The organism is Exiguobacterium sp. UBA3491 (genome assembly GCF_002377745.1).
Classification (GTDB): domain Bacteria; phylum Bacillota; class Bacilli; order Exiguobacteriales; family Exiguobacteriaceae; genus Exiguobacterium_A.
The window spans coordinates 60,952-76,581 of the sequence record NZ_DFQK01000021.1; the positions used below are offsets into that span (position 1 = coordinate 60,952).

Here is a 15,630-nt window from a genome sequence, read left to right on the forward strand (position 1 = left end):
TGTTTTTTCCCGTTCGCGTTCAATCTCGTCGAACGTCCGCATCCGTAGGAGTGACAACGCTAGCTGACGCGCGAAGGCAGCGAGTTCTTCCTGCTCGTAACGATCAAACCGATCCTGATTACGGGACAAGAAGATATAGGCGATGATCTCATTTTGACTCGGATCAAGAACTGGTGTGACAGCGCGCGCGACTTCATCTTCGAACTGCGTATGCGGTCGTTTATCTTGTCGCGACTCACGCAATAACGGCTCAATCGTTGGCATCCAATCCTCGACTGTGAGCGGTGTCTGTGGATAAAAGACGATATCGATGACTTTCGTACCATCTTTGAAAATCAAGGCACCTTGCGTCGCATTCGTGATTTCAACCATCTTTTGAATGACGGCAGGATAGGCACTGATGCTATCACGCGACGCTAGTGTCTCCGTCAATTGATTACGTAGCCGTAAATGGGACTCGTTCCGTTGCGTCAGTTTCAACGCATCTTCGAGAGTGACGTTCGTCGACATCAATTGGTGTTTGTTTTCAATCAAGGCTGTCGCCATCTGATGGAACGATTTACTCAATTCACCGATCTCGTCAGCACGGTTCAGCGGAATCAACGGTAACGTATGCTCACCACTTGCAAGGAGCTTGCTCTCCTTGCTAAGAAGATGGATCTGTCGCGTCGTCCGTTCGATGAACGGGCGGACGATCAGCAAGATGACGAGGAACAACACGATCAGGTTGACGAGCCAAATCCACTCAGCGTACTTCGTCTGCGTGACAAGCTGTTCTTTTGCACTGAGTTCTTTCGCGCGGAGACTACTCCGGTAGTTCGTGAACGTACTCTCCATCGTGTTGACACTTTTACGCATCGTTTCACTGTTCGAGGCATTCATCTTGAACTTCCGATTCGGGTCCTGAGGTACTTGTGGCATCATCGCTTTTAGACTCGGCATCTGCAGGAAACGCTCGTCAATCGTGCCCGATTGCTTTGCTTGGACGTATTTAATCAAGCTCGGCATGACGAAATTGGTATAAGAATTATAGAGCGACCGGATATCAGACGCATAGATTTGATCCGCCTTGTAGAGACGATTCTTTTCAAACCAAGCCGTCTGTTGTTCGAGTGATGCCTTCTTTTCATCAATCACGTCGAGCACGGCGTCATCTCCGAAGACGATATAGCCCCGCATCTCGTATTGAAGGGACTGCCAATCGTCCCACAGTTTCGTCGCTCGATCTTCACGCATGCTGATCGCATCGAGCTCTTGTTTCGCATCCATGACTTGATGGTTCGTATAAAAATAAGCAGCCAGGGAAGAGATCGATAGTGTAATAAGAATGAGATAAAATGACGACATGATCTGTCGACTGATCTTTTGATTGAACCATTTTCGCATATGGATTATGGATGCTCCTTTGTACATGTGAGTCGAGGGTCGATTAGATGTATGACATTGGAATATTTGTTACCGTAATCGTACATTTTTTAGACGGATAAATATAGTCATAATACTTAAAATATCTTCAAAGTAAGAGATTCACGTTCACAAGAAAATAAAGAACGACAAAAAAGCAGGACGAGAGCCTAGTCTCATCCTGCTTCGATACCTATTAATGATGTTCAACGACAATCTTTCCAATCGTTTTTCCACTTTCGACGAGACGGTGTGCTTCTTTTAGATTGTCGGCGTTCATGCCGATCAATGTCTGCTTGACCGTCGTCTCGAGCGTATGCTCTTCGATCCATGCTGCGACTTGCGTCAGAATCTCATGTTGACGAATCATATCATCTGTCATAAACAGTGGACGGGTGAACATGAATTCCCAGACGAACGTCGCACTCTTTTGTTGGAGCGCACTTAAATCGAGTTTTTGATCAGTCTCGACGATGCTACAGATTTTCCCTTGCGGTGCGATCACATCGACCATCGTCTCGAAATGTTGGTCCGTCGCATTGAGACAGAAGATATAGTCAACGTATTTGTAGCCGAGGGCTTCCAGCTGAGGACGGAATGCGTCGTGGTGATTGATCGTATGATGTGCACCGTGTTCCTTCGCCCAATCAATCGTCTCGTCACGCGACGCCGTTCCGATGACGGTCAGCCCAGCGTGATTCGCGAGTTGTGTCGCGATTGAACCGACACCACCAGCAGCTCCGATGATGAGGATCGTCTTCTCGAGATTCGACTTAGCATCAAACGTCAATCCAAGACGATCGGTCAATGCTTCGTAAGCTGTCAGCGTCGTCAACGGGAGAGCAGCCGCTTCACTGAACGTCAACCGTTCCGGCTTTTTGGCGACGATTCGTTCATCGACGAGTTGGAAGTCGCTGTTTGACCCTGGGCGCTGAATCGCACCGGCGTAATAGACTTCATCACCGACTTGGAAGAGGGAGGCATCATCGCCAACTTCAACGACGACTCCGGCTGCATCATAGCCGATCACTTTCGGAGCGTCTTCATCTTTTCCGTGAGCGCGGACTTTCGTATCGACCGGATTAACGGAGACAGCTTTGATCTCAACTAGTAGATCGTGCCCCGTTGCTTCCGGGCGTGGTAGTTCTAAATCAATCAGACTTTCGTGTTCCGTCAGTGGTAAGTGTCGGTGAAAACCGACAGCGGACATATTCGACATCGACAATCATCCTTTCCAGATATGAATCGTTTCTCTCCATCTGTTCCACGCGCGTTCCGTCTTAAAACCAGTTGCGAAACTTTGAAAACGGATTCCCCTTCTGTCGTCAACGGAAGAACCTTGGATAGCTATGGTAGCATATGAGAGTAGCTATCCATTTTCGAGAAGGAGCGATTTTATATGTATGACGTCATCTCTCTACCGGCAGGACCGACTCAGGTTACCATTGAACGTTTCCTCGTCCATGCGCATCCGCACCCCCGTCCGTATCGACCCGCACGTTTGATTGCCTTACGTCAAAGTGGTGGTGTCATGCATCGACTGTATCGTACGGAGCGGGAAATCGTGCTCTTTCCGCACGAGGCGCTCGCCCCGCAAGTCGAGCGTCTCTCGTGCTCGCAACAGGAGCGTGTTCTAGCGTATATCGAGGAACGGCGCGCGAGCTTCGGTTTTGATGAAGGGGAGGAATACAAATTTTACTTACTCGAAGTGGCATACGAACTCCGTCATCTGCCACGAACGGATCGACCGATTCGCGCACATACGTACTATCAACTGGATGAACTGTTGTCGGGTCGACCGCTCGTCTTGCGAGCAAAACAGACGGAGGAGATGAAATGAAACGTATTCAACAGATTGGAATTCCAGTGAAGGATATTAAGCGTAGTACAGCATTTTATCGGGATGTTTTGCAATTATTGGTCTTATTTGAACTTGAGACGATGGTTTTCTTTCAGTGTGGCGATATTCGATTGATGTTGACTTTACCAGAGACAGAGGCATTCGATCATCCGAGTTCCGTCTTGTATTTTGAAGTCGATTCGCTGCCAGCAGAATATAAGCGGATGCAAAAGCAAGGTGTTGTTTTTCTCGGGGAACCCCACATGATTACGCGTTCCGAGACAGAAGAGACATGGATGGCGTTCTTTAAAGATTCGGAACAGAATACGATGGCGTTGACGGCACAAGTCGCCGTGATCATCTAAACGAAATAGCCTGCTTCTGATCACATGGTTCGTGAAAAGAAGCAGGCTATTTTTAAAGTGCTGGCGTTGGCGTCGGTGTGACACCGGTCTTCGCATAAGTTTGATCGATTGCAGTCCGAATTTCCTTGACGGAGCTACCTTTTTGATAAGCGACGATCGACTGTGCCGCGATATCGAGACACGTACCACACGTAATGCCGTGCGTCGTCCAGGTCGTTGACGTAGCAGTTTGTTCCTCGATGAAGCAGTCATAGTTACTCGTATGACCCGCAGATTCACCACAACCGCAATAACATGGCATCTTCTTCAATAAATCAGGATGTTTAGCGACGGACCGATAGATTGTTTGAATCGATTGATCCTGCTCATCGAGAAAAGCAGGTAACGTGTCCGGTCCCGCGGTCTTCTCGAGTTGATCACCGGCACCATGACTGGCATGGTCAGCGTGATCTTCGTGATTCGTGTGTTCTGTTTTTGGAGTATCCGTCTGTTCAGCTGTCCCGCATGCAGCGAGCAACAGGCTGAGACTAAGTGGAAGTCCAAAACGATACAGTCGTCTTTGCATAGTCGGCCTCTCTTTCATTGTCTTACCTTCATTATAAGGAAAGTAAAACGATGAAAGCATGACGATTTATTGACGCTTAGTTCGTGAGTGCTTGTGTGATCGTCTTGATGTTCGCTTGCATCATGCTATAGTACGTGTCGCCGTCTTTACCCGGTGCTCCGAGCGAGTCGGTGAAAAGCGTACCAGCGATCGGAACACCGGTCTCACGAGAGACAGTCTCCATACTCCGCCGGTCGACGCTTGTTTCGACGAATAGGACAGGGATGTCTTGCTCCTTGATCGTATCGACGATCCGGCGAACTTGTGCCGGCGTTCCTTGATTATCCGAGTTGATCTCCCAAATATAATCCGCTTTGACGTCATAGGCAGTTCCGAAGTATTTGAAGGCACCTTCACTCGTGACGAGGTGACGTTCTGCTTTCGGAATGTCGGCAAACTGCTTTTTCGCTTCCTGATCAAGCGTCTGCAGTTGTTTGATGTAAGCCTCGGCATTTTTCTCGTAGTCCGCTTTGTGCTTCGGATCTTCCTTGATCAATGCCTGCTTGACGTTTTCGACGTATTGAATGCCGTTACTCACATCGAGCCACGCGTGCGGATCGGTTTCTGATTCCTTGCCTTTCGTCGTCAGGTACTTTGGTTCGACGCCTTGACTTAAACGATAGACTGGCGCGTCAGACGCATCTTTACTGGTCGTTGCCCGAAGTTTGTCGAACCACGCACCGCCGGCTTCAAGATTCAGACCGTTATAGAAAACGACATCCGCATCCGCCATCGCTTGTACGTCTGCCGGAAGTGGATCATACTCATGCGGATTTGCCCCAATCTTGACCATGCTGTGAACATCGACGTGTTCACGACCAACTTCGCGGGCGAGATCAGCGAGGATTGAATACGTCGCAACGACCTTCAGCTTTCCGTTATCTTCTGCTGGTGTCGAACAAGCAGCAAGCAAGACCGTGCTGAGGAGGACGAATAGAAAAAATTTTAATTTCATACAGTAGACTCCTTTCGTTTCCGGTGACGCATTAGACCATGGCGTGGTGAAAAGACGAAGACGAGCGCGAACAGCGTCGTCGCGACAAGAACGATCGATGCCCCAGAGGATAAATTGTAGGTGAAGCTGAAATACAGTCCGACGATGGCGGACAGCGTACCGAAACCTGCTGCTAGGAACAGCATCCGCGAGAGACGATTCGTCAGTAAATACGCTGTCGCAGCTGGTGTGATCAGCATCGCAACGACGAGGATGATGCCGACCGTCTGAAGGGAAGCGACGGTGACGAGTGTCAGTAACGTCATCAGTCCGTAATGAATCCAGCGTGTCGATAGTCCATAGGCTTGCGCCATTGTCGGGTCAAAGGAACTGATCAGCAACTCTTTGTAGAACAAGAAGATTCCCCCGAGGACGATCAATCCGATAATGACGGTCATCCACATATCGCTCGGACGGACCGCGAGGACGTTGCCGAACAAAATGTGATAGAGATCGCTACTGCTGCGCAAGAACGAAATCAAGATGATCCCGAGGGCGAAGGCGGACGTGAATAGTATGCCGATCGCCGTGTCGTTCTTGATGCGACTGTTTTGGCTGACGAAGCCGATTCCCAGTGCCGTCACGAGACCTGTGACGATGGCACCGATCAAGAAGTTGATCCCGAGTAGATAAGAAATCGCGACACCAGGTAAAACGGCGTGCGAAATCGCATCACCCATTAACGACATCCCGCGTAAGATGATGAAACAGCCGATCACGCCGCAGATGATGCCGACCATGACGGCGGTGATCATCGCTTTTTGTAAGAACTCATACTGAAATAATGCCTCGATGAACGTCATCCTTGTCCCTCCTTACGTCGTTCGAATAGGGGTAAGCCATACGCTGGTTCGAGCCACTCCGGCGTCAAGATATCAGACGGAGGACCGACAGCGATTAGTTGTTTGTTCAACAGCATCAACGTGTCGAAGTAGTCCTCTGCTTTATGCAGATCATGGTGGACGACGACAATCGTCCGCCCTTCGGCTCGGAGTGTCCGTAAGAGTTCGATGATCATCTGCTCACTGGCGACATCGATACCGACGAACGGTTCGTCCAGCAACAGTAGTTCTGCTTCTTGGGCAAGGGCACGCGCCAGAAAGACCCGTTGTTGTTGTCCACCTGACAGTTCACCGATTTGCCGTTTGGCATGATCGGCCATATCGACGCGCTCAAGGCAATGTATCGCGAACTGCTTTTGTTCCTTTGATGGACGTCTGAACAGATCGAGCTTCGGATAACACCCCATCAGTACGACATCTTGGACACGCACAGGAAAATCCCAATCGATCGCGCTACGCTGAGGTACATAGGCGACACGAGACCGGACAGCTTCGAGTGGTTGATCGAGTACGCGTAACTGCTCGATCCGAGCGGGAATCAGACCGAGGATGGCTTTTAAGAAAGTGGATTTACCGGCACCATTCGGTCCGATGATACCAATCAGCGAAGCGACCGGAAGACGGACGGATACATCGGCGAGTGCATGTGTATCAAAATAGGAGACCGTGAGACGGTTAACATCAAGGGCGTACATGAATGCTCACTCCTTTGGTTTTGTGGTGTAGAGAAGGAAAGTTTCCTTATGGCAAAAAACAGCTTAAAATTTTTTGATCATTCATTACTAGAGAAAGATTCGGTCTGCTAATAATGTTTCCTTAAGGCAAACTTTAAAGCCGTAAGAAACAGTTGTCAACTGTTTTTCGATATCGATCGCGAATCAACTCGTGCTAAGATGAAAAGGCAGAATCGTATGGGGGTGAGGAGATTGCGTCAGACAGCAGAACAACAATGGAAGTGGCTATTGCTCGATGCGCTTGCGAAGGAAAAGCGAGAGCAAGCACAGCAAGTCATCGAAGAAGTCTATCCGTATGACATCGCGCAAGTATATGAAGAATTAGGAGAAGACGATCAGGCACGACTCCTCGATTATCTCGATCACGAACGATTGGCAGATGTGCTTGAGGAGCTCGAAGGAGAGCAACGTCTTGCCGTCTTGCGTCGTTTAGACGTCGAGCGCGCCGGGCATGTCCTCGATTTAATGGAAAACGATGATGTCGCGGATTTACTGGAGGAACTGGGACCAGAAGAAACTGACCGTTTGCTTGGTAGCATGCGGACAGACGAGGCACTGATCGTCCGCAATCTCTTGACGTATCCACCGGAGACGGCAGGGCGTTTGATGACGAACCGGTTCATCTGGGTGGGAGAGGATTTCACGGTCGGTGAGACGGTCGAGAAGATGCGTGACTACATCGAATACTCGGAGACGATCAATTACGTGTACGTCGTCAATCAACTCAGTGAACTCGTCGGTGTCATCTCATACCGGGACGTCATCTTAGCTGAAAATACGGAACGAATCAGCGATGTCATGGAGACGAAGGTGATTCGGGTCGCAGCAGAGACCGATCAGGAAGAGGTCGCGCAATTGTTCGAACGCTACGATCTCGTTTCGCTACCGGTCGTCGAAGGCGATGTTCTCGTCGGATTGATCACGGTCGATGATGCACTCGATGTCTTACGGGAAGAAGCGAATGAAGACATCGAGAAACTCTCAGCATCCGGTAAATCAATTGATTTCGAGACGAAGCCGTGGATTGCTGCAACCCGGCGCTTGCCATGGCTCGTCTTGTTACTGTTCATCGGGCTCGTCTCCGGATCGATCATCAGTCAGTTCGAAGAGACGCTTTCAAAAGTTGTCGCGCTCGCCTTTTTCATGCCAATGATTGCTGGGATGACCGGAAATACCGGTACCCAATCGCTCGCGGTCGTCGTCCGTGGATTGATCACGCGTGAAGTCGATAAGCGGGTCGCGACGCGATTAATCCTACGAGAACTTTGGGTTGGTTTGATCATTGGTGTCATTTGTGGCGTCTTGATTGCTATCATTGCGTACGTCTGGCAAGGAAGTGCCGTCTTAGGTCTTGTCGTCGGCAGCTCACTCGTCATCACGCTGATTTTTGGAACACTGGCTGGAACGATCATTCCGCTCATCTTACATCGCTTAAAGATCGACCCGGCGATTGCGTCCGGACCGCTGATCACGACGTTGAACGATATCTTGTCGCTCCTCGTCTACTTCGGGATCGCGACCGCGTTCATCAGTCGCTTGATGTAAAAAAACCGAACCGATTCGCCTTCTCTTCAAGAGAAAGGGAATTGGTTCGGTTTTTTTCATGCATTCTCATGCGTCGTGCGAATCCAGACCGCCAGTGGACCGACGTCGTCAAAGCCTGCTTCGAGCGCCGTGATCAGGTGATCACCGTATTCGTATCCGACGAGCGGTTGACCGGGGAAGTGTGCGGAGCACAAGCGTGCGATATCATCCCATAAGCGTTCATCAAGATAGTCGGAACTAACGTACATCAATCCGGTCGTCGTTTGGTTCGAGTAGGCGATGCAACTTGCCTGTTGTGCTTCGCAATAGAAAAAGCGGACGGCCGGATGTTGCCATAACGATTCCGGTAACTCCGGTGTCGCTTGGATTGCTTGGAAGCGAGTAAACTGCGTGGCATCCGTGACGACAGACCAATCGACGGGAAGAGCGCGACGATCGAGTATGGCGGAACGGGTCATCCATTCCGCTGTGAACAGGTGACTGAGACCAGCGCTTGAGAAATCATAGCTCGCCGTACAGTCCTTGATGCTGTACACGTCGGTTGCATTAATTCGCTGATGAGGAAGGCGAACCATCAGTTCCGGATAATAACTTGGAACGCTTCCTTTAGCGAGCCAGGTCGATTCGGTTTCTGTCACCTGGCATCCGACTTGTTCACAAACAAGGCGACACCAATCGAAATTGTTTTGGATGGCAGATTGACGCATATTTGATTCCCTCTTAATCCTCTTCCGGTTGTTTAATCAAAACGTATGACAAGGTAGCAATTAACGTCAAGAACAACCCGCAGCCGATCGTGATATACGCCATCGTGAAGACCTTACCGAGCGTCGTCGTCGGGATGAATGTCGGATGCCCGACCGTACTCAGTGTCGTGATGCAAAAGTAAAGCGCATCGATGACCGAAAGGTTTTCTTCCGTACTGTAGAAGATCGTCCCAGAGACGAGTGTCAACAAACAAAGAATCAGTAGTCCGCGGAAGTAAGACAAGTGAAAGGCGCGGCGCAATCCCTTGAATAGGCGTGAAAAAATCGTCAGTACAGATATCATCGAATCTCTCCTTTAAGATCGGTGCGTCAAGTCCATCGTATCATGAATAAGATAATCATTCTTTCCGGCATGTTTGACACCATCTATCACCTGATCAACCTGTAAGTTCAAGCGAAGAGGCATTTTTCTTGAATGGAGGAAGAACATCCTATAAGTAAGTGAACGTGAATAAGCTAAGCAGTTGGTGTTGCGGATGTGATGGATTGCGTAAAAATATATCAATCGACATATAGAACATGATGAAGGTCGGAATCAGATAGACGATCGTAAAAAGAAATAAGGACGGCATACGTTCCGCCCTTCGAGATAATTTTTAGGTAGATAGTCTCAGTATAGTAGGCGAAAATTGCTTAGGCGGATTGAAATTTTTAAAAAAGGGGAATCATTCGAGATTTAATGTCAGTCGTCGTATTTTAGCGACACCTTGGAGTCCTGACGGATCATGATGCGTCTTATGGGCGACGAAATGTTCATCAGCTTCCGTCGTCCGGATTCGTAACGGACGTTCGTCGCGGTGGACGACCTCGAAGATCACCTCAGCCAGAGTTTCTGCTGATTGGCGGTCGGCATGTCGCGTTCGGTACGTCTGCAAATAAGCCGTGATGATCGGTTTGAAGTCGTCTTCGTGTAAGCCACCCGTCCGTTCAAGTTGATCGAGAACATTTGCGGTAAAGTTCGTCTCGACGGCGGCCGGTTCAATCAGGGTGACGTCGATATTGAAGTACGGTTTATAGTAGGTCGCAAGACTTTCGAACAGCCCTTCGATCGCAAACTTACTGGCACAATACAATTCATTCATCGGTTGACCGACGAGACCACTGACGCTTGAAGTCGCGAGTAAGTGACTACCCTCCGGTGCTTGTTTGAGTAAGGGGAGGCAGGCTTCGATCGTTCGGATGACACCGAAGACATTCGTTTCGAAGAGTTGCTTGATTTCATAACTTGTCGCTTGACCGAGTGCGCGCAGTAAACCATGACCGGCGTTGCAGAATACAACGTCCAGGTGATCGACCTCTTGTTCGATTTGCCGGATGGCTGCCTGCACGCTTGTTTCATCTGTGACATCGAGCGACAAGAAGGTGAGCGTCGGTAACGACACAGTCATCTCACCCGGACTCCGAACACCAGCGTAGACAGACCAGCCGGCTTCCGCAAACTGCTGCGCCGTCGCCAGACCGATACCGGAAGAAGCACCCGTGATCAATATCGTTTGCATATCAATTCCTCCGTTCTGAAAGTAGTTGTCTTCTATTATTTACCCGAATTATCGTCGAATTATTTGCAATAAAATTGCATATAGTAATGAAAAAACTTAATATAAAGAAAAAAGGAGGTAGGAATCGATGGGGCAAATCGAACGGCTGCAACAGATGCGGGAATGGATCAAGACGAGTCCTGAAATTTCGCTGGATCAACTGATGCAGGAGTATCAGATTTCACGAGATACCGCACGTCGTGACGTCATCGTCCTCGAACAAGAAGGGGAGATCATTCGTGTTAAGAATGGATTAGTCCGTGCTGGTGGGACGCTTGCATATGAACAGCGGACAGAGAAGCCGGAAAAACGGCGGATCGGACAGCGCGAGGCGCGTCACGTCCAAGCGAATGATCGCTTATTGCTCGACGCTGCAACGACGGTATCTGAGATGGCACGGGCACTTCCACCGTATTCACTACAGGTCATCACGAACTCACTCGATATCGCCGATTACGTCGGAGCGCGGAGGGATATTGAGCTGTACGTCACGGGAGGACGTTTTGACCGGCATGCACGGAGCTTGAGTGGAATCAAGACGGCAGACGACATCCTGAATTATCAAGTCGATTGTGTTTTTCTTGGAGCATGTGGGTTGACGGAAGAAGGACTTTTTGCGGAACAACTCGAAGAAGCGGTCGTAAAGAAAGCGATGATTCGAAGTGCGACCCGTGTCATCGTCCTCGCGGATCATACGAAATTCAATAAACGCTTTTTGCATAAAGTCTGTGATTGGGGACAAATCGATGTGCTCGTCACCGATCAAGTACCAGACGCAACGTGGCAAGAACGATTAGATCATTATCATGTCGATCTCGACGTGACAGAGGAGGAAACAACATGAACCCGATTCAAACGACGCTCGTCGGATTTGGTTTTTCAGCGGTGACGTTTCACGTTCCGTTCTTACAGGCATTACCGGCATTTGAAGTGACGCAAGTCGTCTCGAGTCGACCGGAGCAGGTGGCACAACATTTCAGTGAGGCGATAGTCGTCGCGACACTCGCTGATGCGTTGCAAGATGAGAATACGGAACTTGTCGTCATCACGACACCAACGGCACTGCATTTCGAAATGGCAAAACAAGCGATCGAAGCAAAAAAGCACGTCTTACTCGAAAAGCCGGCCGTCGTGACGATCGAAGAAGCACTGGCGCTGCAAACGTTAGCAAAACAATACGGGGTTCAAATCGCCGTCTATCAAAACCGTCGCTTTGACGGGGACTTCCTGACACTTGAACAATTGATGGAGATGAACGAAATTGGGGACTGGCAAGTCATTGAGTCACGCTTTGATCGCTATCGCCCGGTTGTTCGGGAGCGCTGGCGGGAACAAGCGGGTGATGGTGCCGGCATCCTGTTTGATCTCGGCTCACACTTACTCGATCAAGCACTTGCCTTGTTTGGAGAACCGGATGCTCTGACGGGCGATGTTTACCTGCAACGTGACGGTGCTGTTGTCGATGACGGTTTCCATGTCACGCTACATTACGGTACGCGGCGTGTCATTCTTCGCTCGGCATCCTTCATCCAAGGACCGACACCGCGTTTTGAGTTCCATGCGACACGCGGCAGTTACATCAAATACGGAATGGATCCACAAGAAGGACGGCTTGCGAAAGGTCATGCTGTCGATGGACAGCTCGGCGAAGATGAAGTGGACTCCTATGGATATCTCCAGATCGCCGATCAGCCAGTCGAGCGCCTCGCAACACTTCCAGGCAGTTATGCGACGTTTTACGAACAGTTGGCGGAAGGACTTCGCGGTGGACGGGTACCTGTCGATTTACGCGACGCTGAAAAAACAATGCGCTTGATTGAAGCAGTGCGCATCAGCAGTGATGAAGGACGACGCCTCTTACGAAAGGAATGGGATGCATGGAAGATTTGAAAGTACTGCTTGCGGAAGAGGAAGAACTCGTCCTAATGTCACTGACGAACACGGAAGCGATCGGGATGGGGCATGAGTTGATTGGACGGGCGATGAAGGAGAATCTTTCGATTGCCGTTGAAATCAAACGGAATGGGCAGCGCTTATATTACGCGGCGCTCGACGGTACGGCACCGGATCAAGAAGAGTGGATCCGCCGGAAATCGAATGTCGTCTTGCGGCATGGCTATAGCTCGCTGTACATGCGTCGGTATAATGAGAGCAAACATCGCTCGTATCATACGATGTATGCTGTTTCTCCAGCCGATTATGTCGATGCCGGTGGGTCGTTCCCGATCCGGATCGAAGGAGTCGGTGTCGTCGGTACGATCACCGTTTCCGGTCTATCGCAGGAAGCAGATCATCGTCTTGCTACGGAAGCGTTGCGTTTACTTAAGAGACAACAGCTGGAACAGTGATATAGATTCATTCGATGTCCTCGCGATGTTCCATTCGCTTTCCTTGGGCGAGACACAAACTGGTCTCGGCTGCCACAGACAGCCAATCCGGGTCTTGTGTGTCTCTGATGAATCGTGCTTTTTTCTGTAAGAGTCGTATGGAGAAGTGAGGACTCTTTTAGATAGACAATACCTTTTTAAAAACAAAAGCGTTAAACCTATCCCTTCATATCCTTGCACAGTGATTTATAATTTTATGTGAAAATCGGAAAGAACGAGAGGATGCATAAAAATAATGGACAAACGGTTCATCCTTAAATCAAAACAGCACTTAAGTGGTGGTATTATCAAGATTGTCGTAGACACTGAAACAGGCGTCAATTATTTAATGACAAGCGGGCTCGGATTGAACGGAATGACACCGTTATTAGACAAAGAAGGTAAAGTTGTTATTGATAAGCCGATAGGCTGAAAACGTAAAATTTTTCTAGTTTGAGCGTTGCGCCTACGGAATCTAATCTATTCTGCTTTGCCCGCAGGAGTCTTCGTCTTGCACGTTCATCAACGGATCGTACGATAAGAAAAAATCGAGATGCTGAAGTAGATTCACTTCAGCATCTCGGTTTTTCTCTTTATTGCTGGATTCCGAGAAGTGCTAGGACTCACGTTGTTCACGCGACTTCTACAGGAAAAAGCGCACGATCTTGCGCTGTCAGAGACAAACAAGACCCGAATCGACTGTCGACGACAGTCGAGACTGGCTTGTGTCTCGCCTGAGAAAAGCGCGTGAACGAATCGTGAGAACAATCGTCAGGATGCCATCGAATCAGATGAAGCCATTAAGTCTTTACGTGTGTTCCCACGATAGACGAAGTAAAGCGCAGCTAACATCGCAAGCAGACCAAGCAGACGTTTTCCGTCGAGCGGGACGACGACGCCACCGAATGCACCGATATGGTCGATGACCATACCTGCTGCGAGTTGACCGATGACGGTCGCGATACTAGCTGCCGTGACACCGATCTGAGGAACGGCAAGAATCGTCAGGAATAGATAACTGACGCCGAACAGGACAGCACTTAGTTGCCAACGAGGTGCTTCGAGCAAGAGTAGGACGTTTCCTTGACCAAAGAACAGGATGGCGAGTGCAAGAATCAGCATCCCCGTGAAGAAGGTCAGGAACGTACTTTCAAGGGCACCAGCCTTTTGACTGAAGGCACCATTGATAGACGACTGTGCGCTCAGCATGACGCCACCGAGTAATGTAAAACCAAGTAATAGAATATTCACGAGCGAACCTCCTTAAAAGATAAGAAATAGGGCGACGAGCATCAGAGCAGAAGCCATTAGCTTGTCGCGATTGATGGGACGTTTCGGACTACCAAGCCAGCCGTTATGTTCGATGACCATACTAGCGACCATTTGACCGAGAATGACACTGATCATGGCGAGACCGACCCCGACGAGAGGGATGCTGATGATCAAGATCGTCAAGTAGATGCTACCGAGTAGACCACCGAGCAAGGTCCATTTCGGTGCGCGGAAGGTATAGCCGAGTGAACCCTTTCCGAAAAAGAGGACGATCAATCCGATGATGATCGTACCGGCGAAGAAATTATAAAAGCTACTTTCAAGTTTTCCGACGAAGTTCCCGAGCTCACCATAGATAGCTCCTTCGACACTGAGAGCGATACCCGCAAGTAACGCGAGTGCGTAATACACGATTTTCAACAGAATTCATCCTTTCACGAATCTAAATATCGAGAAATGTCGATATGTAAGGCGAGGAGAACGGATCAAAGTTCTCCTTTGAGGTACGCTGCAAGCTCCTGGATTTTTTCTTCATTTCGCCGGTAATACGTCCATTTGCCGTGACGTTCGGATTCGAGCAATCCGACTTTTTGCAACATCGCAAGATATTGGGAGACGGTCGATTGAGATAAGTTCGCCTTCTCTTGGATATCTCCGACGCAAATGCCTCCCTTGTCCGACAAATTCGTCGCGAGATGGGCCGTCGGCTTATTGAAATGAGTCTCGGGATCCTTGAGCCAGCGTAAGATATCAAGACGTACCTCGTTCGATAATGCCTTGAATAGATCCACTTGATTTGTCATACGCTTAAACTAATCGATGATTCCCGATATGTCAATTCAAGACACTTATGGTTGAACGAATGCATGCTTGAGAAGGCGATGTGTCACTTTAGTTGCTGTATACGGCTCAAAACCGAATCGTTCATAAAAGGTACTGGCATCGTCCGTATAGAGCCAGAGCTCAGAATACGTCAACAGTGCTTCCGGGATGATTTTCTCAAGTAGTTGCGTACCAACACCGTGGTGTCGTATTTCTGGTAAGACATAGACATGACGAATCCGACCGACGTCGTTCGTGCCGGTTTGTTTCATATACCCCCCGCACGCGATGACGTGTCCGGAAAGAGATAAAGCGACAAAAAATGCCTCACCATCCTCTTGGAACGTTTCATTTCGCCGTTCGCGTAGCATCCGTTCAATGAAGGGATAGCCTTCCTGTGTACTCTTTGATAAAATTGGTAGCCAGTTGAAGGCATCAAAATCGTTGACCCGTTCGATTGTCATCTCCATCTGTCATTCCTCCTTCTTCTCTCTTGGATATTCCTTTTTCGGGAGCGGGAAAAACACGAATCGAGAA

The 15,630-nt window shown here is 49.2% G+C and carries 21 protein-coding genes; 7 read left to right on the forward strand and 14 right to left on the reverse strand.

Annotated features, from left to right (window positions below; genetic code table 11):
• Together B4F99_RS07265 and B4F99_RS07270 are read right to left on the reverse strand one after the other, a co-directional pair.
• Positions 1 to 1,386: HAMP domain-containing protein (locus tag B4F99_RS07265; protein WP_290756322.1), on the reverse strand; the 1,386-nt coding region annotated here is incomplete at its 3' end.
• A 214-nt stretch (positions 1,387 to 1,600) separates the two neighbouring features.
• The gene (locus tag B4F99_RS07270) at positions 1,601 to 2,614 is read right to left on the reverse strand and encodes a zinc-binding alcohol dehydrogenase family protein (RefSeq protein WP_214853173.1); all 1,014 of its coding nucleotides are present in this window, start codon (positions 2,612 to 2,614) and stop codon (positions 1,601 to 1,603) included.
• 189 nt (positions 2,615 to 2,803) lie between these two features.
• Here B4F99_RS07270 and B4F99_RS07275 point away from each other — a divergent pair, with 189 nt between their 5' ends.
• Together B4F99_RS07275 and B4F99_RS07280 are read left to right on the forward strand one after the other, a co-directional pair.
• The gene (locus B4F99_RS07275; RefSeq protein WP_214852056.1) at positions 2,804 to 3,244 is read left to right on the forward strand and encodes a hypothetical protein; all 441 of its coding nucleotides are present in this window, start codon (positions 2,804 to 2,806) and stop codon (positions 3,242 to 3,244) included.
• Positions 3,241 to 3,609 carry a VOC family protein gene (locus tag B4F99_RS07280; protein ID WP_214852057.1) on the forward strand — a complete coding sequence of 123 codons (369 nt, stop codon included), beginning with the start codon at positions 3,241 to 3,243 and terminating at the stop codon, positions 3,607 to 3,609. The genes B4F99_RS07275 and B4F99_RS07280 overlap by 4 nt, the downstream gene beginning before the upstream one ends.
• Before the next feature lie 52 nt (positions 3,610 to 3,661).
• On the opposite strand, the gene B4F99_RS07285 is transcribed toward B4F99_RS07280, so the two are convergent.
• The 4 genes from B4F99_RS07285 to B4F99_RS07300 all read right to left on the reverse strand — a co-directional run bounded on the left by B4F99_RS07285 (position 3,662) and on the right by B4F99_RS07300 (position 6,744).
• Positions 3,662 to 4,174 carry a PCYCGC motif-containing (lipo)protein gene (locus tag B4F99_RS07285; protein ID WP_290756325.1) on the reverse strand — a complete coding sequence of 171 codons (513 nt, stop codon included), beginning with the start codon at positions 4,172 to 4,174 and terminating at the stop codon, positions 3,662 to 3,664.
• A gap of 76 nt (positions 4,175 to 4,250) precedes the next feature.
• Positions 4,251 to 5,168 carry a metal ABC transporter substrate-binding protein gene (locus tag B4F99_RS07290; RefSeq protein ID WP_290756327.1) on the reverse strand — a complete coding sequence of 306 codons (918 nt, stop codon included), beginning with the start codon at positions 5,166 to 5,168 and terminating at the stop codon, positions 4,251 to 4,253.
• Positions 5,165 to 6,010: a metal ABC transporter permease gene (locus tag B4F99_RS07295; protein ID WP_290756329.1), complete on the reverse strand. Its 846-nt coding sequence runs from the start codon at positions 6,008 to 6,010 to the stop codon at positions 5,165 to 5,167. Before B4F99_RS07295 ends, B4F99_RS07290 begins: the two co-directional genes overlap by 4 nt.
• Complete coding sequence (locus B4F99_RS07300; RefSeq protein WP_290756331.1) at positions 6,007 to 6,744, reverse strand: metal ABC transporter ATP-binding protein; 738 nt, start codon at positions 6,742 to 6,744, stop codon at positions 6,007 to 6,009. Before B4F99_RS07300 ends, B4F99_RS07295 begins: the two co-directional genes overlap by 4 nt.
• 231 nt (positions 6,745 to 6,975) lie before the next feature.
• Here B4F99_RS07300 and mgtE point away from each other — a divergent pair, with 231 nt between their 5' ends.
• Positions 6,976 to 8,328, forward strand: coding sequence for a magnesium transporter (gene mgtE, locus B4F99_RS07305; protein WP_035410763.1), 1,353 nt, complete (start codon positions 6,976 to 6,978; stop codon positions 8,326 to 8,328).
• A gap of 56 nt (positions 8,329 to 8,384) precedes the next feature.
• Here mgtE and B4F99_RS07310 read toward each other — a convergent pair whose 3' ends face one another.
• The 4 genes from B4F99_RS07310 to B4F99_RS07325 form a co-directional block, all read right to left on the reverse strand.
• Positions 8,385 to 9,035, reverse strand: coding sequence for a hypothetical protein (locus tag B4F99_RS07310; protein WP_290756333.1), 651 nt, complete (start codon positions 9,033 to 9,035; stop codon positions 8,385 to 8,387).
• A gap of 13 nt (positions 9,036 to 9,048) precedes the next feature.
• On the reverse strand, positions 9,049 to 9,378 hold the full coding sequence (locus B4F99_RS07315) for a potassium channel family protein (RefSeq protein WP_035410757.1): 330 nt from the start codon (positions 9,376 to 9,378) through the stop codon (positions 9,049 to 9,051).
• Between the two features lie 148 nt (positions 9,379 to 9,526).
• On the reverse strand, positions 9,527 to 9,667 hold the full coding sequence (locus B4F99_RS07320) for a hypothetical protein (protein ID WP_290756335.1): 141 nt from the start codon (positions 9,665 to 9,667) through the stop codon (positions 9,527 to 9,529).
• Between the two features lie 93 nt (positions 9,668 to 9,760).
• Complete coding sequence (locus B4F99_RS07325) at positions 9,761 to 10,594, reverse strand: SDR family oxidoreductase (protein ID WP_290756337.1); 834 nt, start codon at positions 10,592 to 10,594, stop codon at positions 9,761 to 9,763.
• Positions 10,595 to 10,721: 127 nt separating this feature from the next.
• On the opposite strand from B4F99_RS07325, the gene B4F99_RS07330 reads away from it, so the two are divergent.
• The 4 genes from B4F99_RS07330 (at position 10,722) to B4F99_RS07345 (ending at position 13,432) form a co-directional block, all read left to right on the forward strand.
• Complete coding sequence (locus tag B4F99_RS07330) at positions 10,722 to 11,477, forward strand: DeoR/GlpR family DNA-binding transcription regulator (protein ID WP_290756339.1); 756 nt, start codon at positions 10,722 to 10,724, stop codon at positions 11,475 to 11,477.
• Positions 11,474 to 12,523: a Gfo/Idh/MocA family oxidoreductase gene (locus B4F99_RS07335; RefSeq protein WP_290756341.1), complete on the forward strand. Its 1,050-nt coding sequence runs from the start codon at positions 11,474 to 11,476 to the stop codon at positions 12,521 to 12,523. The genes B4F99_RS07330 and B4F99_RS07335 overlap by 4 nt, the downstream gene beginning before the upstream one ends.
• On the forward strand, positions 12,511 to 12,981 hold the full coding sequence (locus B4F99_RS07340; protein ID WP_290756343.1) for a heme-degrading domain-containing protein: 471 nt from the start codon (positions 12,511 to 12,513) through the stop codon (positions 12,979 to 12,981). The genes B4F99_RS07335 and B4F99_RS07340 overlap by 13 nt, the downstream gene beginning before the upstream one ends.
• 274 nt (positions 12,982 to 13,255) lie before the next feature.
• On the forward strand, positions 13,256 to 13,432 hold the full coding sequence (locus B4F99_RS07345; protein WP_290756345.1) for a DUF6440 family protein: 177 nt from the start codon (positions 13,256 to 13,258) through the stop codon (positions 13,430 to 13,432).
• Between the two features lie 338 nt (positions 13,433 to 13,770).
• Here the strand turns inward: B4F99_RS07345 and B4F99_RS07350 are convergent, their stop codons facing one another.
• From B4F99_RS07350 to B4F99_RS07365, 4 genes are all read right to left on the reverse strand, one after another.
• Positions 13,771 to 14,250: a DMT family transporter gene (locus B4F99_RS07350; RefSeq protein ID WP_290756347.1), complete on the reverse strand. Its 480-nt coding sequence runs from the start codon at positions 14,248 to 14,250 to the stop codon at positions 13,771 to 13,773.
• Between the two features lie 12 nt (positions 14,251 to 14,262).
• On the reverse strand, positions 14,263 to 14,691 hold the full coding sequence (locus tag B4F99_RS07355; protein WP_290756349.1) for a DMT family transporter: 429 nt from the start codon (positions 14,689 to 14,691) through the stop codon (positions 14,263 to 14,265).
• Positions 14,692 to 14,756: 65 nt separating this feature from the next.
• Positions 14,757 to 15,074 (reverse strand): ArsR/SmtB family transcription factor, encoded by a 318-nt coding sequence (locus tag B4F99_RS07360; protein WP_023469564.1) that lies wholly within the window; start codon positions 15,072 to 15,074, stop codon positions 14,757 to 14,759.
• A 45-nt stretch (positions 15,075 to 15,119) separates the two neighbouring features.
• Complete coding sequence (locus tag B4F99_RS07365) at positions 15,120 to 15,563, reverse strand: GNAT family N-acetyltransferase (protein WP_290756351.1); 444 nt, start codon at positions 15,561 to 15,563, stop codon at positions 15,120 to 15,122.
• Between the last annotated feature and the right edge of the window lie 67 nt (positions 15,564 to 15,630).